Below are 18,923 nucleotides of genomic sequence, written 5' to 3' on the forward strand. Positions count from 1 at the left end.
CTGCAGCAAATAAGACCAACGACTAAAGATCAACCAACCGAGGTGGTCCAGTTTCAGCCGGACCACGGTGGTCAGGTTTGGAGCGGCGTTGACAAGCCGGACGCGGCAGTCGGCCGGGGCGACGACGCCGGCAGCGGCCAGGTCGGCCAGGCCCCGTCGACCAGCGCCAACTCGATGCCGCCGACACCGGTGATCTCTCCAGTGGTGTGGACTCTGGCGACGGTGGTCGACTGTCCCGCTTCGACCTCGACCACCGCGTAGTCGCCACTGGCGATCGTCATGTCGCAGCCAGCCGCGATCGCCAGCTCCACCTGCGGGTTGAAGCCGTAGCCGTAGCCGTAGCCGTAGCCGACGTCGGGGGCGGGTCACAGGCGATCACTCACTCGGTGCGGACCCAGCCCTGCTGGTTGAAAGCGGCGACGGTGACCGTCCCCTCCTCAGTGGTGGCGACTTGGAGCCGAAGGCGGTACGGGATGCCGCGTCGTAGGAGATCGTCCAGTGTTCCGGCAGCCTTGAGCGCCTTGCCCAACGGCTGCGGGGGCCGGCGCCAGCTACCACCCCACCCGCTGCCCGATCAACGTCTCCTGTCCCTTGAGCCTGGCCGCGCTGCCGGCCGTCACCCACGCAGGGCGGCGTCCAGCCGGGGAACGGCGTCACCCGGTCGTAGACACCGGTAGCGAGCGCGCGCCGGTCGGGCTCGATCGCTCCGGCGCGAGGGTGTACAGCAAATGCCCCGGTTCGATGAGCCACACCTGGGTGGCCGGCCGACAGTCGAGCTTCGACAGCTGCGCCTGAAGCCGGCGGAAGACAGCCCAGCTGCGGTGACCTATGCCGTCGCCGCCGGGCCAATGCCGCCAGAACTTGCGTGATCACGGCCAGGCCGTCGGCGCGGTATACGGTCGGTGACAGCAGCATCACGGCTTGGCCGTCGACCTTGGCCGCCAATTCGGCCCAAGCCGCAGGCCTCTATCGCGCCGTGGACGGCGTCGCCCGGCATCACCACCCGCGCGCTCGCCTCGCCGCGGCGCGCACCACGGCGGCACGTTCAACTGCGGTGAGCACCTGGTATTCACCCAACGACCCGTTGGGGATGCCACCGCACCCGAGTCGATCAGTCAGCGGACGTGCTCGGCATTTCCGTCGAGGGCCCACCTTGCCGTCGCGCCGGGGCAGCGCCGTCGCCACGAAAACTCCACGCCAAGGAGGCACCGACCACCTCCTTGACGGTGGCCGGGGGCGGCCGTCAGCAGGCCCCCGGCTGCGGGTCGACGATCGCGGCGTCCGGGTTGGCGAACCCGGACGCCGCGTGCCACCGTCAGCTGAACGCCTTGACCTCCAGCAGGCCGGTGGAGAGGTTCGGCGCGCTCTGCAGCAGGACGCGCAGCCGGGTGGTGCTCACGGCAGGGGAGGTGACGGTGTTGTACTGGTTGGCCACGACCGGATACCCACTGGCGCCCGGCACGTCGACGTAGGCGCTGCCGTTCCAGAACTGCAGCCGCCACGATGCCGGCAGGTCGACACCCTCACCGTCGTCGAAGAAGTACACCTGCGATCGGCTGATCGTCTGAGCCGACGGCCACGTCAGCTCAGCCCACTGCTGGCCCTGCTGCGGCCACGTTCCCCAGCGGTTGCCCTGATTCGGGGCGCCGATATTGGAACTCGCCGGATCGCCACCGTTGTTGATCGCCGCGCAGCTCTCCCAGGACGACGTGAACGAGCACGACGGGGTCGCGCTAAGGGCGAGGTTTCCACCGCCACCGCCGCCGCCAACCGTGAGCTGGAACGTACGGGTCACCGGGGCGCTCTGGCTGTCGTAGTCGCGCAGCTCTACGTTGAACGAGTACGTGCCGGCCGTGCTCGGAGTTCCGCTCACCGTGCCGGTGAAGCGGTCGAGGGTCAGACCGGCCGGCAGTGCCCCGCCGACGACCCGCCAGTCGTAGAACGGCACGCCCCCCTTCGCCGTCAGCTTCTGCTGGTAGGCCTGGCCGGTCGGGGCGTTGGGCAGGCTTGTCGTCACGATCGAGGGGGTCAGGAACGGGGTGAGGTTGCGGTTCAATGGCCAGCCGGCGTTCTCGGCGACTAGCAGCGCCAGTTTGGTCAGCATCCACCGGCGGGTCGGGAACAGGTGGTTCCAGCCGCCGCTCTGGCCGCTGAGCCGGTCCCAGTACGGGGATGTGCCTGGGATGTGGTAGCTGCTGTCCAGCGGCACGGTGCGGCCCTGGTAGGCGGTGACCTCCGCGTCATTGACGCCGCCGGTGGTGACGAAGTTACGCATGCCGGCCCAGTCGCTGTGGTAGGCGACCGCGTGCCCGTACTCGTGCATGACCAGTCCGTGCACGTCGAGCACCGATCCGGCGATCTCGGTCTTGTACCAGTCCTCGTCGGCCAGTGAGGTGAACAGCTGCTTGCCCGCCTCGTCGTACTCGAAGATCATCGCGGTGGAGCGATGGATCGGGCCGGGCAACTGCTGCCCGTTGCGGGTGTGGTAGCGGCCGTTGTTGGCGGGGTAGCCGGTGGAGTAGGGGGTCTGGATTCCCCGGAAGTACACCCACATGCCGTTGTAGGCGGCGTTGTTGGTCACGTTGATGCTGTTCTGCCAGTCGTTGCCGGGCAGGTGGTTGGTCTCCGCCCCGGCGGCCACCGTGTCGAACGGCTGCAGGTTGAAGAACCGGTACCAGTCCTTCACGCCCTCTTCGGCGGCCGTACGGAATGCCGGGTTGGTGAAGTAGCCGGTGATGTTGTCGTAGCGGTAGTCGAAGTTGATCGGGATGGTCGGCTCGATCGCGGTCTTCTGGTCCTGCTGCACCCGGATCGGCATGGTCTGGGTGTAGGTCGTGTTGTTGCCGGCCCGGACGGTCAGCCGCAGGGTGTGGAGTTCGTCCTGGCCCGCAGCGCGTTTGGAATGGATCGCCAGTTTGAAGGTCTTCTGCTCGGACGAGTTGGCAAAGGTCAACTGTTTCGTGGCGCCGGTGGCGGTCAGCTGGCTGGGCAGGTCCATCATCAGCCGGGAGGTGCCCTCGGCCTTGAGGTCGATGGTCACCGGGAACGGGACGTCCGTCGGAGGCCGCACGGTCAGCTCGATGTACGGATTGGCTAGGTAGCCTTCCCAGTCGACGAGTTGGACGCCGTAGCCGTTGATGGTCCGGCCGAACCGGTCGACGACCGTTGCGGTGCCGGCGGCGTGCGCCGGGGCGGTGATGAGCAGGGAGGCGAGCAGCACGAGCACTGCTGCGGTGGCGAGGCGTTTCATGTGATTACCTCAGTTCTTGACGCCGGTGAGGGTGACACCTTCGATGAAGTAGCGCTGCAGGAAGAAGAACAGCGCGATGATCGGGGCGATGACGGCGGCGGAGGCGGCCATCAGGTAGCCCCACTGGGTGATGTAGATGCTCTGGAACGAGGCCAGGCCGAGTGAAAGCGTGTATTTCTCCTCGTCGTTGAGGTAGAGCAGCGGCCCGAGGAAGTCGTTCCAGACACCGATGAAGGTGAAGATGGTGACGACGACGATCACGGGTTTGGACAGCGGCATAGTGATCATCCAGAACACCCGCCAGGGCGAGGCGCCGTCGATGTAGGCGGCCTCGTCGAGCTCGTACGGGATGGTCAGGAAGAACTGCCGCAACAGAAAGACGTTGAGCACCCCGCCACCGGCCCCGGCGAACCAGCTCGGCACCGTCAGTGGAGCGATGGTGTTGATTGCGCCCAGCTCCTGCCACATCACGAAAGTCGGGATCAGCGTCACGGCGTAGGGCAGCATCACGCCGCTGAGCAACACGGCGAAAACCACGTTGCGGCCCCGCCAGCGCAGCCGGGCGAAGCTGAACGCGGCGACGGAGCAGGTCAGCACGGTGCCGACGACGTTGATGACCGCGATCACGACGGTGTTGATGAAGTAGCGGCCGAAGGGTTGTGCGGTGAGCGCCTCGGTGAAGTTGGACCACTGGAACGGGTCCGGAATCCACTGCGGCGGCGAGATGAACATCTGGGTGTCCTGCATGAGCGCGCTGCGAATCAGCCAGGCGAAGGGCAGCAATGTCGGGATTGCTCCGAGCGTCAGGGCGAGATAGAGCAGGAAACGGCCCTTCATCGCGCGCCCGCCATTTCGTAGTAGACCCAGCGCCGGGCGTTGCGGAACAGCAGGAAGGTGACCAGCGTTATGATCATGAAGAGCACCCAGGCCAGCGCGCTCGCGTAGCCCATCTCGCTTTCATGGAACGCCTTGCGGAACAGGTAGTAGACGTAGAACAGGGTGGCGTTGTTGGGACCTCCTTCGGTCATCACGTAAGCCTGGTTGAACACTTGGAAGGTGCCGATGACTCCGACGACGAGGTTGTAGAAGATCGTGGGGGTCATCATCGGCAGCGTCACGTGCCGAAACCGGTGCCATGGTCCACCGCCGTCGACCGATACCGCCTCGTAGAGGTGCTGCGGCACGCCCTGTAGTCCAGCCAGGAAGATCACCATTGTGTTGCCGAAGGCCCAGGTGCTCATGATGATCAGCGACGGCACTGCCATGTTCTCGTCGTAGATCCACATTACGGCCGGCAGCCCGCCCTGGCGCAGTAGCGAGTTGAGCAGCCCGAAGTCCGGGTTGAAGATCCAGATCCAGAGGACCACGTTGGCGATCGCCGGTACGAGCGTCGGCAGGTAGAAGATCGTGCGCCAGACGGGCAGACCACGGACCCGCTGGTTGAGCAGCATCGCCACGGCGAACGCGACGATCAGGGCGGCCGGGACCGCGCCGACGGTGTAGTACGTCGTGGCGCTCAGGGACTTCCAGAACAGCTCATCGTCGGCCAGCGCCGCGTAGTTCCCGGCGCCCACGAACGACGGCGCTCCTCCGATTTGCCAGTCGGTGAGACTGAGCCCGAGCGAGGCGACCATCGGCCCGGCGGTGAAGATGATGAAGCCGAGGATCGCCGGCACGGCCATGAGTAGGCCCCATCGCCGTTCCATGCGCCGCTGGCCGGACAGGGCTGTCATCGGTCAGAGCCCCTGGGTGTGATGCCAGCCCTGCAACCGGCTGGTGATCTTCGGAGCGGCATCCTTGAGTACCTGGTCGGCGGGTCGTTTGCCGGTCTCGATCTCCTGCAGCGCCGGGGTCAGCACGTCGCTGTTGATCGCGGACAGGTTTTTCAGCCGGCCGCGCAGGTCCGGCACGCCGTGGTCGCGGGCGTAGTCCACCACTGCCGTGTGGAACTCAGGCGGGTGGGAATCGTTTTTGGTCCACGAGTCGATGGCCGCCTGGTCCTCGTAGTACTTGCGCTCCTGCGGCATCCACAGGCCCAGTTGGTAGAGGTCGACGTGTTGGGGGTCGATGTGGAAGGCGAATAGCTCGATCGCCTCCTCCACATGCTTGCTGCCGGCGAAGACGGCGGATGCGCCGGCGACCTGGCTGGTGGTGTACGGCTTGTCGTACTTGGGCAGCACGCCGATGCCGTAGTCGGTCTTGCTCTCGTTCATGTCCAGCAGGCTCCAGTGGCCGTCGACCACCATCGCCACCCGCTTGGTCTTCAGCAGGATGTTGGTGCCCGGGACGTCGTCGCCGGTCGCGGCGAGCTGCCCCGGGCCGGGCGCGACCCGGTGCTTGTAGATCAGGTCCTGCAGGTTCTGGAACACCTCGATCGCCTCGGGTGCGTCGAGCAGGCACCTGGTCCCGGCTGGATCGGCGAAGTCGGCGCCGTTGCTGCGCAGGAAGCCGTACCAGGCCGCGGCGTAGGTGATGCTGCTGGAGATGCCGAACTGCCGGACCTGCCTGGCGTCGAAGCCGGACTCGTCGGGGTGTCTACCGTTCTGGTCGATGGTGAGTTTGTAGGCGTTCTGCACGAGCTCGTCCCATGTCCACGCGCTGATCGCCTGGGCCGGCGGCGGGGACATTCCTGCCTCGGCGATGGCCGACTTGCTGTACCACAGCAGCTCGATCTCGTTGGCCGTCGCAACCCCGTGCAGTTGGTCCTTGCCGTGCCATAGGTAGGCGTCTGGGAGGTAGCCCTTGAGCTGCGGATGCCTGTCAAGGTAGGGGAAGAGGTTGACGAGTTTGCCCTGTTCGGCCAGGCGGAAGGACATCGCCATCGGGACGTAGCCAACGTCGGGCACGTTTCCGCTGGCCACCAGGGTGTTGAGCTTGACGTCGTATTCGTCCGGAGTGAACAGCGGTTTGACTCTCGTGCCGGTGTTCGCCTGCTCGAAGGCCTTGAGCATCTTCTCCACGGCCTTCTGCTCGAAGGTCGAGCCCCAGTACATGAACTGCAGCTGCAGGTCGTTGGCGGAGCTGTCGTCTCCGCAGGCCGCCAGCAGCGCCGCCATGCCTCCGAATGCCAGAAGTTGTCGTCTTTTCATCACATGTCCTCTAGAGGTGCGGCAGCCAGACCGGCATCGCACCGCCGTCACGGTTGTCCCATTGGGCGTACGGGACGGCGGTGGCGGTGACCGGGACGCTGGCCAGCGGGGGGTCGTCGCCGTACGGCAGGCCGCCGTACGGCTGGTGAATCGCGTAGCCGTTGGCTTCGATCAACGCGGTCGGGCCCATGCCCGGCATGTCTGCCATACCGGACACCCGCAGCTCGCCGTCGTACACAAGGCGAAGCCCATCGATATCGGTCTGCTGGTCGGCCTGCTCGAGGCAGCACGAGCGGGCCGTGCTCGACCGCCACACAGCCGTGCACTGTGCGATGCTCGCCGCCAGGTTGATCTGTCTCCAGCGCCCCACTGGCCCGCTGGTGGTCTCGACATGGCCGATGCCGAGTGACAGCTGCGCCACATGCGAGGTGTCGGTGGGGACCGCAGGGCCGCAGATCTCGAGCGACTTAAACATCACGAGCTCCAGATTGTCGAAGGTCATCGGCGCGCGCGGCGGACGGGGGAGCGCAGAGTCGATGCGTTCCGGCCGCCCTTCGGCGCCGTAGCGTGCCGGCCCGATGACCGCCGTCACTCGATGGAAACGATGAACTTCGAAAACCTTTTCGGCAAGAGTTCATCTATGTCACAGATCGGTAACGTAGCTAATGCCCCTTACGCCAGCGCGGCGCATCCGGTCGCCGTCCAACTGCCGGCTTACAGGGGGCCGGTGGCCAGCGCCCCGCCCTGCTCGTAGCCTGATCGCCACTGCATGAAATGGCGTGCGGCAGCGACGTCGGCGCTCCGGGGACGTCGAGCGCGGCCTGCCAACCTTCGATCTGGTCACGGCTTCTGGCCAGTCCTCCGGGCGGGCAGGTGATGCACCGTACGGCGCCCGAGGTTGAGTAGGTACCGGGTGTCCAGCGTCGCCCCGGGCTGCGTTGTCGATACGCGCCGTCGGCACCGAAGCCACGTTGGCCCCGACGGCACCGGCCGCCGCGATCTCGTTAGGGCGGTGCGTGAGGGCTTCGCGAGTTCGGACGCACGTCTGGATGCCCGTTGAGGACGTTCGAGACGGGTCTGGTGCGAGACGCCGGCCAGCCGAGCCACGTCCACCACCGCCGGGCCCTGAGGTCGAGCAGGGTTCGAGTCGCCGCTGGTGGCGACCGCAGGACTCGACGGTGGACAGATGGATACGCTGGCTCCCTTGCGGGAGAATACGTGAGGAGCAGCGTGGGGGTGGACCAGCTGCGCCGCAGACCCACCCCCACGCCTAGAGCGGACTATCCGAAGGCTTTGACCTCCAGCAGTCCGACCGAGTTGGTCCCGCTGGTGAGCGCGACCCTGAGCCGCGTGGTGCTGATCGCCGGGAAGGTGACGGCGTTGTACTGGTTGATCACGGTCGGGTACCCGCTTGCCCCGGGCACGTCGACGTAGGCGCTGCCGTTCCAGTACTGCAGCTTCCAGGACGCGGGCAGCCGTACTCCGTCGTTGTCGTCGAAGAAGTAGACCTGTGCCGACCGCAGTGTCTGGGCGGCGGACCAGGTCAGCTCACCCCACTGCTGGCCGGTGTTGGGCCAGGTGCCCCAGCGCGGGTTGACGGTGTCGTTGGACGACGGCGGATCGACGCCGTCGTTGAGGGCGGTGACGCTCTCCCAGCTCGAGGTGTACGACGCCGACGGCGTTGCGGTCAGGGCGAGGTTGCCGGTCGGATCCGGATCCGGCGGTACGGTGCCGCCCCGGTTGTAGATCTTCACCTCGGTGAGTCCGGTCTTGAACCCGGACGCGTGGGTGACCTGGATGCGCAGCCGTTGGGTGCTGACCGCGGTGAACCTGACCCGGTTGTAGTTCGCCTGCGGCGCCGCCGGCGACTTGACCTGCGCGGCCGCGTTGACCCAGGTGCTGCCGTTCCAGTACTGCACGGTGTACGACGCTGGCGCCCGGTACCGGTTGGTTGCCCGGTCGTTGCGGAAGTACACCCGGGCCTCGTCGACCGCCCGGTTCTGGCCGAAGTTGACCTCGTACCAGTCTGTGGCATTGGGCGATCCGGAGCTGCCCCACAGGGGTTCGTTGATCGGGAAGCCGTCGACCGCCGCCCCGGTGGAAGTGCCGCTCGCGGTGTACGACGCCGACACCGCCGCGCCCTGGGCCAGGTTGGCGGTGGTGCTGGTCAGGTCGGCGCCCGCCTTGGCGAACATGTCGACGATGCGCGGGCTGTTCTGCACCACGTTCTGCGGCAGCTGCGGTCCGGTCAGCGCGACGTTGTAGTTCACCACGCCTGATCCGCTCGGGAAGGTCACCGCTCCGGTGGCCGGGTTGTAGAGCACCCGGGTGAGCCGGTCGACGGTGAAAGCCCTGGTCCCGTTGACATAGACCGAGTAGCCCTGCGGCACCCCGCTGTAGCGGGTCACCCCGTCGGCCGGGTCGTCCCAGACCACGCTCAGGTCGGTGTTGCGGTAGCGCAGGTTGTTGACCGCGAAGTGGGACCAGTTGATGTTGATCGGGGACAACTCGATCTGGGCGTCGTTGCGTGGCCGCAGTCCGGCGACGTCTTCGATGACTGTCCAGTTGCTGCTGCCCAGGATGTTGTGGTGGATCCAGGACCGGTAGTCGATGTTCTTGGTCCCGTTGTTCCAGTCGGCCCAGAACTCGTTGGCGTCCGGCCACTGCGTGTTACCGCCGATGTACTGCGCCCAGGCGTTCCAGTAGAGCAGCTTCTTGTAGTCCTCGTTGTTCATCCACTGGTTGGGGTAGTTGCGCAGCACCGAGGAGTAGAGCCGGAACTGCACGGTCGAGTTGATGGTGGAGAAGTTGTTGCTGCCCGGTTGGCCGGCTGCGGCGGCTGCGGCCTTGTCCCGCTGGTTGGCGGTGAAGAACGGGAAGATGGGGTACTCGGCCGGGTCGGCGTACAGGCGCAGAGCCTCCCGGTACTGGGCGGTGTTGGGCATCAGGCCCACCGAGTACGGGTAGTAGTTGTTGATTTCCTTCCAGGGCACGTGGGTGTTGGTGGAGACGTGCTTGTGCTCCAGCAGCTGCCGGGACGGGTTCCACAGCGTGTTGATCACGCCGTTGCGGATCTTGTCGGCGAGCGCCTGCATCTCGGTGGCCTTGGCCGTGTTGCCCAACATGGTGTAGGCCTGCACCGCCGCCATCGCGCCGCTGTAGACGTAGGCCGATTCGGCCCGGTCGAGGTTGCCAGAGCGCCAGTGGAACGACACCGCGTCGGCGTCGTTGCCGGTCATCGCGCCCCAGTTGTATTCGATGACCCCGTTGTTGTTGGTGTCGTAGGTGGCCAACTGGCCCTTGACGTCGCCTTCGGCGTACTTGGCGAGGTTGCCGGCGATCACCGGCTGTCCGCCGTGGATCTGATACGACCGCCACGCCGCCTCGGAGATGTACTGGGTGTAGCTGTTGGACCAGTTCTCCGGGTCACCGGGGTTGTCCATGAAGCGGCCACCCTTGGACGACTGCCCGACCGACAGCCACGGCCCGTAGGAGTAGACCGGGTTGCGCAGGTACTTCAGGTCGTCGATGTGCATCGGCTGGGTCAACGCGATCGCGTTGTTGTAGCCGGTCACTCCCTCGATCGAGACCGGGAACTGGAAGTCCTGTCCCGGGATGTCGACGTCGAGGTAGTTGTAGCGCATCAGCCACCAGCGGTAGTAGATGCTCTTCTTGATCGCGGCGTCCGGCACGTCGATGTAGGGGATGTTCTCGGCCCACCAGCGGTTGTATTCGCGTACGTGGGTGCCGAACGCCGTCGTCGGCGAGTAGCCCTTGTAGGCGTTGTACTCGGTCAGCGACTCCGGGATCTCGTTGGTGACGAAGCCCATCACCACCTTGGTGGTGACGGTCTGCCCGGCCGCGACGGTCACCGAGCGGTTCAGCCCACCGCTGCTGACGGTGAACCCGTCCCCGGACAGCCGCGGATAGATCGTGGTGAGGTTGTTCTTCACCTGCCGGCTGCCGGTCAGCTCGTTGCCGCTGCCGCTGGTCGCGTACGGGGAGGTGGCCCGCAGCTGCAGCGTGGTCGCCGAGCTGCCGTTGTTGACGATCGACAGGTTGGTGACCGCGACATTGTTGTGGGTGATGAACTTCTGCATGTCGACGCGGACCGAGCCGCTGGTGTAGACGCCCTTCCAGTGGCTGGGGCTCTGCCAGCGGCCGCTGACCTGCTCGGCGAACGTACCGGGGGTGATGGCGACCGAGTAGGCGTTCTGGCTGCTGATGTTGTCCCAGTAGGCGACCTGGCCGCCGAAGCCGATCACCGACGGGGTGTGCGTGGTCATGAACAGCCCTCGGCCGCGGGTCATCAGCCAGGTGCCGGCCGGGTCGTTGCCGGGCCGGCCGAGCAGGCGGTCCATCCAGAAATCGGTGCCGGCGCTTTCGGCGTTGTAGATGGACTGCATGGTGTTGCCGGTGCTGTAGCCGACCGGCGGCGTCGGGATCGATGGTCCGTTGAAGCTCGGGTAGCCGATGGGCTGCGCGGCGGTGGCGGGTGCCTCGGCCAGTACCAGCAGGCTGCCGGTGGTCAGCAGGGCCGCGACGGCTGTCGCCAGCGGTCTGCGCCGGGGTAGGAGGGAGAGTCGCATCGTTCATCTCCTGGGGTTCGGGACGGGTGGGGTGGGGGTCGTGCTGACCTGGGGCTCAGGTCGTCACGTCGGTGGGGCCTGCGGGGGTGGTCAGAGGCCGGTGGTGTGCAGGTTGGCCACCTCGGCCGCGGTCAGCGCCCGAGCGTGGATCCGGGCGCTGTCGACGGCCGCGTCCAGGGTCGGGTCGCCGGCATACTGGGACCGGCCGATCCGGTTGACGGTGGTGGCGCCGAGCGCCGATGGGCGCAGCGTGAGGCTGCTGTTGCGGGCGACCTCGGCGCCGTTGACGTAGAGCACGCCGAGGTTGCCGGTCTGGGTGACCGCGAGGTGGGTCCAGGCGCTCACCGGCAGTGCGGTTGGGCCGTCGATGCGCTGCTCGCCGCCGGCGCCCGTGGTGGTGATGGCGAACCTCGGCAGGCCGGCGCCGTTGCGGGCGGCGAGGAACATGTTCACCCCGGTTCCGGAACCGAAGTCGAAGACTCGGGTCCAGTTGGTCGCGGTGTCGATCCGGACCCAGCAGGCGAATGAGAAGGCGCTTGCACCGGCGAGGATGCCGGCCGGTAGTTGCACGTAGGCTCCGGCTCCGGTCAGGTTGACCGCGTTGCCGGTCCGTCCTGCGGTCCAGCCGGCGCCGCCGGCCAGGGTGGCGGTCCGGCCGTTGCCGGTGGCGTCGGTGGCGGTCGTTCCGGATGTTTCGTTGAACAGGTAGTGCGCCACGAACGGTGGTGGCGGCGGGGTTTCGTCGACCGCCCAGTAGACGGTGTAGCGCTGCCCGTGGGTGGCGTAGAACGGTGCGAGGGTCACCGGTCCGGTGCTGGCGGTCGCGGTGTAGCGCAGCGGGTCGGCGGTCGGGGTCAACGTGCTCGGGCTGAGGGTCGGCAACGCGGAGAGGTTGTTCGTGCCGTACTGGCCGGCCAGCACGATCGGTCCGACCTTGACCGCCTGCACGGTGGAGTTGTCCGGGGTCGGTTCTCGGGTCAGCGCCATCGGCAGGCTGATGTCGACCACGTCGCCGGACGTCCAAAGGCGGTTGAGTACGGCGTACGCGCCGGGGGTCGGCGCCGGCTGCAGGACGCCGTTGAGCCGCACCTGCGCGCCGGCCGCCCAGCCGGGGATCCGGATCCGCAGGTCGATAGCGCCGCTGCCGGTGACGGTCAGCCGGCTGGACGGCGCCTGCGGGAAGGTGGTGTCCTGCCGCACCGTGATCGACCGTCCCGGCCAGCTCAGCACCGAGGCGATGAACAGATTGACGTATAGGGTGTTGGCGCCGTTGTGGAAGTAGATGCTGTCGCCGTGCTTGGTGTTGGTTTCCAGTCCGGTGCCGTGGCAGCAGGTGAAGTCGTCGTAATCGTTGCTGTAGGTCTTGATGCCGCCGGCGCGCAGCGGCACGTAGTAGGAGTGGAAGCCGTGGGTGCTGGCCGGGTTCTGCCCGCCGAGCAGGTGGTTGTACAATGCCTTCTCGAAGAAGTCGAAGTGCCGCACGTTGCCCGGCATGGTGAAGAACAGCTGCCGGGTGAGCTTGAGCATGTTGTAGCTGTTGCAGCACTCGGCGGTGTAGTCGGACAGCTCGCTGGCGATCCGGTTTGGGGCCTTGAAGTACTCGCCGTTGGAGTTGGCCCCGATGGCGTAGCTGTGCCGGTCGACGACCATGTTCCAGAAGTTGACGGCGATGTCGCGGTAGCGGGTCGTCCCGGTGGCGTGGTATTCGCGGATCGCCGCGAGTGCCTTGGGAATCTGGGTGTTGGCGTGGTAGTTCGCCAACGCGTCGGTGTTCGCCGCGAGTGGGTCGAGCACCTCGGCGTGGTCGAAGTACTGCGCGCCGGTCAGGTGGGCCGGGTTCTCGGTGAGCTGGTAGAGGTTGGTCAGCGTCTCGCCAATTCCGCCGAACTCGGTGTCGAGCATGTTTTGTCGCTGGGCGTAGGTCAGCCGGCTGTTGCGGAAGTTGACCCAGGCGGCCTTGCGCTGCAACACCTGCAGCGCCAGCGAATTTCCAGCCAACTGGTGCATGTCCAGAAGCCCGGCAACGGTCTTGTGCAGGGTGTAGTAGGGAGCCCAGACGTTCTGGCGGGCTTCTACCCGGTCAATGAAGCTCTCCGGGAACGCCGACAGGTAGCCGTTGTTGAACCCGGCGGCGGCAGCCCGGTCCTGGCAGGCCGCGAGCGCGGTGACCAGGTAATCGCCCTTGGTCTTGAACGCGGTGTCGCCGGTGCTGGCGTAGGCCTGCGCCAGGGCCGTGAGGACATGGCCCATCGAATGCCCGCGCAGCTCGCCGGTGGGTGCCTCCCATCCTCCGCACGGTGTGGCGGAGGACGGCAGGCCGACGTTGGTCCGGAAGGTGTGCAACAGCCGGTCCGCGTCGAGGAACTTGAGGTAGGCATGGGTACGGGCCGTGTTGGCCTGAAAAGGCCCGGCAAGTAGGCCCACCGCGGCCAGCGGGAACGGATAGACCGAAACACCAGAGTCGGGTCGGACGGCTTGCACGCCGCGCGCGGGAATCGCGCCGACGGCCATCCCGGCGGCGACCGCGCCGCTGGTCTTCAGCACCATGCGTCGCGAGACGTGGACTTTCGACATGCACATCAACTTTCTGTGGGCGGCGGAGACCGATATGTGCGTGCGTCCCTGACGCTCCAACCAGAAGCCACCGGTGAGCCCAACCTCGCCCCACCCGAGACGGCGCAGCGCGGTGTAGGTCGACACGGCCGGGCGTTCTGCGGACTGGTCAACGGGCGACGCAGGGACTGTCAGAGGCTTCCTCCGAGGTCGGGCTGGGGTGAGCTGGATGACCCGGGCATTCAGTACACGATGGATGCCGAAAAGGTTTTCGGCAAGAGCTGCAATACGCCGTAGCCGGTTTCAGGTCAGCTATTTCTGCGGTGTGGCGCCTCCGGCTGGAGCCGGCGAACGAAGCGGAGGCGTGTCGCGTTTCAGCCATCGAGAACCTCGAAAGGATTTCGCTGGGCGGGCCCGCGCCTACGCCGGCCATGCCGACAGCCCTGGATCTTCCATCACCACGTACATCAGAGCCGACCTCCACGACGTGGCCAGCGCGCTATCAGCCATGACCAACCAGCCGCGTCCGCTGGCTTGTGCGACAGATCATGTCGGCCGACGGCCGCAGGCCAACTGCTCCGTCTCGCCTGCATCCGAGTAAGGGACCGGTAGCCGCGTGCGGTGCCGGGGTGAAGCGACTCGGGGACGCGCCGCACGCGGCGAGGCCGCGAGCCGCCCACAACCTCGGTAGCAGCACCTGGCTTGCGACCCGTCCAAGCGCCGAGCTAGTCAACGGTTTCCCACGTCAACGACCGAGGGCGGCGTCCGCCGTCGGTGAGGATCTATCGTGCGGCCTCCCGCGCGGTCGTGTCGGTGACGCGGGTGCGTTCGGCTGACGCGTCGGTGGGGTTGATTTGACGATCACGAAAAATATCTTTCGCTGCCGGCGTGGCACCAGCAGTCCCATGACGGCAAGCTCTCTCAAGGAGTTAGGAGTTCTGAGCCCACGAGTACATCGACTGTTGATCGGGCGGCGTTCGCTGCGCCAGTCCTGTCAGCGTCGGGGCCACTACCGGGCCAGGGCCGGGCACGTGCAATCTCGAAAAGCTTTCGGTGAGTTGTTCGGGGCTGTGTTGCCGAGTAGCGACGCATGATTGCGTGCGGCTGTCAGGTCGCTACCGCAACGAGCTGGGAAAAGGCGTCCCACCTCAGTAAACGAATGTCGTTTCGGTAGCAGGCCCTTGACGTCGCACTCGGGCGGAGCTAGGTTTCGAAAAGGTTTTCTGTCGACGTTCTTCGATGTTCGAGGTCGTTTATCGAGCCGGGACAGTCGACAGGCGCACCCGTCCGCTACTGCCCGAGACAAGGAACTGTCCGATGAAGTCCACACCCCGACTGCTGCTCGTCGCCGCCGCCCTCGCCGTCTCCGCGCTCGCGCCGTCGACCGCAGCCACCGCCACCGAGAACGATGCGGATCCCGGCCCACAGATCTTGGTCGTCAACGGCCGTCCGGCCTCCGAAAACTACTCGTTTATGGTCTACGTCGCAGGCTGCACCGGCTCACTGATCAAAGCCAACTGGGCGGTCACCGCCAAACACTGCCCGACCCCCGGCTCCGTCCGGGTGGGCAGCGTCAACCGCACCTCCGGCGGCACCGTCGTCCAGGTCAGTCGCGCGGTCACGCACCCCACCATCGATGTGAAGCTGCTCCAGCTCGCCACCTCCGTGCCGCATACGCCGGCACCCATCCCCGCGACGTCCGGGCCGGTCGGCACCGCCACCCGCATCATCGGCTGGGGACAAACCTGCGCACCCGCCGGCTGCGGCGGTGGCCCCACGGTCGCGCACGAGAGCGACACGTCGATCGTCGACGACAGCCGCTGCGGCGGCATCAACGGCCCGTACGAGATCTGCACCAACAACAACGGCGGCACCACAGGCGCCTGCTACGGCGACTCCGGCGGACCCCAGGTCCGCAGCGTCAACGGCGTCTGGAACCTAATCGGGGTCACCAGCCGGGCCGGCAACAGCGACTCGACCTGCGCGACCGCCCCGTCGGTCTACGGCGACCTGCCGTCCATCCGCAGTTGGGTAGACACGCAGGTCGGCGGTCTACCCGACGCTGGACCAGACCCCGCGCCCGGCGGCAACCTCGCCGCCTCGGCCACCCCGACGGCGTCGTACACGTCCCCCTGGGAATCGGTCGCGGCGATCAACGACGGCATCGACCCGCCCGCGTCCAACGACACCGCCAACGCCCGCTGGGGTACCTGGCCCAACACCGGCGAACAGTGGAGCCTGCTGACCTGGTCAACGACGCAGACCCTGCGTTCCGCGCAGGTCTACTTCTTCGACGACAACGGCGGCGTGCGGCTCCCCGCCTCGTGGCGGCTGCAGTACTGGACCGGCACCGGGTACGCCGACGTCACCGGCGCCAGCGGCTACCCGAGCGTGATCAACCGGTACAACCAGGTCACCTTCATCCCGGTCAGCACCACCGGCCTACGGGTACTGCTGCAGGCCGACGCAAACTCGGTCGGTCTCCTGGAGGTCAAGGCCTTCGGCTGAGAACCGCGACCTCGCTCGGCTGATCTCGCGCCAGTCAGGGAAACACCGCCGAGACCGGTGCCCCTGACCGGCGCGGGATTCGAACCCCCCGCTCGCAGGTGACGGTTCGCGCAGGGTCGGGGACAACAGCACGCCACGGGACGACCGGGCCGGCTACTACGGCTGCAACAGCCGCACCGACGTCGAGGCGCTGACCGACGAGGACGGGGACACCCAGGCAACGTACGGGTACACCGCGTACGACAACGAGGATGAGCCCGAGCGCACCGGCATCGACAAGCCCACCGCCCGCAGTGGCGATGGCGTGCTGTTCGACGTGGGCCGCCCCGACGCCGCCGGCCGGGTCACCGCTCGTGCACTGCTGCGGGCCTTGGGCTGGACGCCGGGCCTCACGCTGCACGTCGACGTCGTTATCACCAGCACTGACCTACCTGCCGCGCCGACAGTCGCCGAATACCTGTCTGCTGTCGTCGCGGCGGCGAGCCCGAGCACCCGACGCACCTACGGCAGCTCCTGGAGACGGATGGCCGCCGCCCTCGGCGAGCGACGCATCGACACGGTGCGTGCCAGTGACCTGGAAGCCCTCATGCGACAGGCCGCCGCCGGCGCCCGCCCTCGTCGCAACTCCCGAGACGGCCGGCACGCCGGCGAGCATCTCATCGCCGCCGCCCGCGCCTTCTACAACCGCGCCATCGCCGACGGGTACTTGACCACCGTGGACAGCCCGGCCCACCGGATCCGCAAACCCCGACGGCTACCCAACACCCGCCGCGCTCTCACCCCCGACGAACTGTCCGACATCAAGGCCGCCGCCCGCAGCGGCGGCAACGACATCATGCTCGACGCCCTGCTGCTGCGCCTGCACTCCGAAACGGCCTGCCGGCGCGGCGGCGCCCTCGCGCTGCGCCTGATCGACCTGGACACCGACCACGCGCTGATCCGCCTGCGCGAGAAGGGGGGCATGCAACGCTGGCAGCCCATTACACCGATGCTTGCCAGCCGGTTGGATGACCATGCCCGAGCCCGGGGCGCCGTCACGCCGAGCGACGGGCTGCTGCGCTACCGCAACGGGCATCCGCCACTTACCGGCGCTACGACCTGCTGTGGATACGCATCGGCCGGCAGTTGCCGTGGGTCGCTGCCAAGGGGATCACCACCCACTGGCTGCGCCACACCACCCTGACGTGGGTGGAGCGGCATTTCGGCTACGGGGTGGCCCGCGCCTACGCCGGGCACACGGACCGCCGCGGACCCGCCGCCACCACCTACATGAAGGCCGACCTGCACGCCGTCGCTACCGCGCTGGCTGCTCTTACCGGCCAACCCCATCCACTCGCTAGGTCTGCACCGATGGAGGCTCTCGTCGGCCAGGCATCGACCGGGTCGTCGTTCAAGCGCATGCATGACGATAAGACCTTAAAGCGTGGTCGTGTCCTTGATCTGGAGTACGACGGGCCCTGCCGCTGTTGGAGCGATCCAAGCCTCGTAGGTGGGATTTCGAGTGTCGGTCTTCGTGGTTCCGAGCCAGGTGTAGCGCACGGCCAACTCGTATGTGCCCTTGACGCGGTAGATCGCGAACTTCGGATCGAAGGTGGCGCGAGCGGTCAGGAGTGGATCACCCGTAGAAGACCATTTGATCTTCTCGGCGCCCGACGGCGGACTCCATTCGGGGCAGCCAGCCGGCATCGCCGACTTGGCGTCTCGCACGCATCGCGTGAACGCGTCGCTCAGTTTTGCGGCGACGAGCTCCCAAGGCAACTTGGGGTCCTGCTTCATCACATCGGGGTCGCCTATGGCCGAGTGCTCCTTGATTTCCTGGACGTCAAGCCTCCCATCGGCCCGCTTCACTTTTGCCCAGTACTTCGCTGGCGTCACGACGCGGCGTAGCTCCTTTGACGCGGTGTAGTCCGCCGTCACCATGACGGTCCCGAGCATGTCGAAGCGGCTCTCCGCTTCGGTGTAGTGAATGACCGCAGCTTCCAGAGGGTTGCCGTAGAAGGCCCAACGGACCTTGGAGACGTCCGAGGTCTCGACGATGGCTTGCGGGCAATTGGCCGGGGTCGCAGACGGTGACTTCGCGCATTTGTCGAGCCAGTCACCTGCAGCTGCGACCACGGCCTCCTGCTTCACCTCAGCCGGCCAGGGATCTGACGTTGCCGGGAACGGCTCATTTCCGCCGAGGATGAAGTAGCCCAAGACAGCAAGAACGACGACGACGCCCAGTCCACCACCACCCGCGGCTGCTGCCGCGCCGCTTCCCGAGCCAGACTCTGTTGCCTCATCGTCCCTGAGGTCGACATTAGCCCTGGTTCCATAGTGGCGATGGTGATGCGTGTGGGTGCTCTTGTCGACGTTCCCTTCGTAGTAGGACCCCTTGACGTTGGCCTGACGTTCGCCACCAACGCCAGTTTGCCGATCTACCACGCTCACCTGCCCTCGCGGTCATCATGGCCTCGCTCGAAGTAGTCGCCCGCGACGTTGGCCTGACGTCCGCCACTGAACCCGACCTGGTTGACGACAGGGCCAGCTTTGCCCGGCTTCGCCGGGCCGCTCAAGCTGTCCCGATCTTGAGCGCTAGACGAGGATGCCGAGCCGCTGGCGCTTCGAATCGTCAGGATCACACCGGCGATCGCTACCGGTAACGCGATGATGTTTGCCCAGGCCGCTGCGCCGTCGAGGCTCCCACTAAAGATCATTACTAGTGAGACAACGATCATCAGAAAGAGCGCGCAGGCGGTCAACTGTCGTTTGGGCACGACGTCCATCATGGGTGATGGATGCAAACTTTCGGAAGCTCCGACGATAAGAAGTGTCCTTGATCTGCCACGGCGGAGACGTGCTGTCGGCTCCGCCTGAAAACTGACCATGTGGTTCCGGCTGAATCGGGACCACCTCCTGAAGCATCGGGAGGTGCTGAGCGTGGAGGACTGGGCG

Annotated in this window: 11 protein-coding genes and 1 pseudogene; 2 read left to right on the plus strand and 10 right to left on the minus strand. The window is 66.6% G+C overall.

The window, feature by feature from the left end; translation table 11 throughout:
• Nucleotides 1-71: 71 nt before the first annotated feature.
• From ACIBF8_RS31580 to ACIBF8_RS31615, 8 genes are all read right to left on the minus strand, one after another.
• The gene (locus ACIBF8_RS31580; RefSeq protein WP_396787568.1) at nucleotides 72-281 is read right to left on the minus strand and encodes a hypothetical protein; all 210 of its coding nucleotides are present in this window, start codon (nucleotides 279-281) and stop codon (nucleotides 72-74) included.
• Between the two features lie 1,034 nt (nucleotides 282-1,315).
• Nucleotides 1,316-3,250: an Ig domain-containing protein gene (locus ACIBF8_RS31585; RefSeq protein WP_396787569.1), complete on the minus strand. Its 1,935-nt coding sequence runs from the start codon at nucleotides 3,248-3,250 to the stop codon at nucleotides 1,316-1,318.
• Between the two features lie 9 nt (nucleotides 3,251-3,259).
• Nucleotides 3,260-4,087 (minus strand): carbohydrate ABC transporter permease, encoded by an 828-nt coding sequence (locus tag ACIBF8_RS31590; protein ID WP_396787570.1) that lies wholly within the window; start codon nucleotides 4,085-4,087, stop codon nucleotides 3,260-3,262.
• Nucleotides 4,084-4,983: a carbohydrate ABC transporter permease gene (locus tag ACIBF8_RS31595; RefSeq protein ID WP_396787571.1), complete on the minus strand. Its 900-nt coding sequence runs from the start codon at nucleotides 4,981-4,983 to the stop codon at nucleotides 4,084-4,086. Before ACIBF8_RS31595 ends, ACIBF8_RS31590 begins: the two co-directional genes overlap by 4 nt.
• 3 nt (nucleotides 4,984-4,986) lie before the next feature.
• Nucleotides 4,987-6,306 carry an ABC transporter substrate-binding protein gene (locus tag ACIBF8_RS31600; RefSeq protein WP_396787572.1) on the minus strand — a complete coding sequence of 440 codons (1,320 nt, stop codon included), beginning with the start codon at nucleotides 6,304-6,306 and terminating at the stop codon, nucleotides 4,987-4,989.
• Nucleotides 6,307-6,349: 43 nt separating this feature from the next.
• The gene (locus ACIBF8_RS31605) at nucleotides 6,350-6,931 is read right to left on the minus strand and encodes a hypothetical protein (protein ID WP_396787573.1); all 582 of its coding nucleotides are present in this window, start codon (nucleotides 6,929-6,931) and stop codon (nucleotides 6,350-6,352) included.
• A gap of 688 nt (nucleotides 6,932-7,619) precedes the next feature.
• Entirely contained in the window at nucleotides 7,620-10,928 is a 3,309-nt protein-coding gene (locus ACIBF8_RS31610) for an MGH1-like glycoside hydrolase domain-containing protein (RefSeq protein ID WP_396787574.1), read from the minus strand.
• Nucleotides 10,929-11,018: 90 nt separating this feature from the next.
• On the minus strand, nucleotides 11,019-13,502 hold the full coding sequence (locus tag ACIBF8_RS31615) for a beta-L-arabinofuranosidase domain-containing protein (RefSeq protein ID WP_396787575.1): 2,484 nt from the start codon (nucleotides 13,500-13,502) through the stop codon (nucleotides 11,019-11,021).
• 1,296 nt (nucleotides 13,503-14,798) lie between these two features.
• Between ACIBF8_RS31615 and ACIBF8_RS31620 the strand changes: the two are divergent.
• Both ACIBF8_RS31620 and ACIBF8_RS31625 read left to right on the plus strand, forming a co-directional pair.
• Nucleotides 14,799-15,539, plus strand: a pseudogene (locus tag ACIBF8_RS31620) (S1 family peptidase); the annotation flags it as partial.
• A gap of 754 nt (nucleotides 15,540-16,293) precedes the next feature.
• The gene (locus ACIBF8_RS31625) at nucleotides 16,294-17,172 is read left to right on the plus strand and encodes a tyrosine-type recombinase/integrase (RefSeq protein WP_396787576.1); all 879 of its coding nucleotides are present in this window, start codon (nucleotides 16,294-16,296) and stop codon (nucleotides 17,170-17,172) included.
• Between the two features lie 233 nt (nucleotides 17,173-17,405).
• Here the strand turns inward: ACIBF8_RS31625 and ACIBF8_RS31630 are convergent, their stop codons facing one another.
• The gene (locus tag ACIBF8_RS31630) at nucleotides 17,406-18,419 is read right to left on the minus strand and encodes a hypothetical protein (RefSeq protein WP_396787577.1); all 1,014 of its coding nucleotides are present in this window, start codon (nucleotides 18,417-18,419) and stop codon (nucleotides 17,406-17,408) included.
• Nucleotides 18,416-18,757, minus strand: coding sequence for a hypothetical protein (locus tag ACIBF8_RS31635; protein WP_396787578.1), 342 nt, complete (start codon nucleotides 18,755-18,757; stop codon nucleotides 18,416-18,418). Before ACIBF8_RS31635 ends, ACIBF8_RS31630 begins: the two co-directional genes overlap by 4 nt.
• Nucleotides 18,758-18,923 lie beyond the last annotated feature (166 nt).

Origin of the sequence: Micromonospora sp. NPDC050276 (assembly GCF_044459545.1) — a bacterium.
In the GTDB taxonomy this organism is placed as follows: domain Bacteria; phylum Actinomycetota; class Actinomycetes; order Mycobacteriales; family Micromonosporaceae; genus Micromonospora.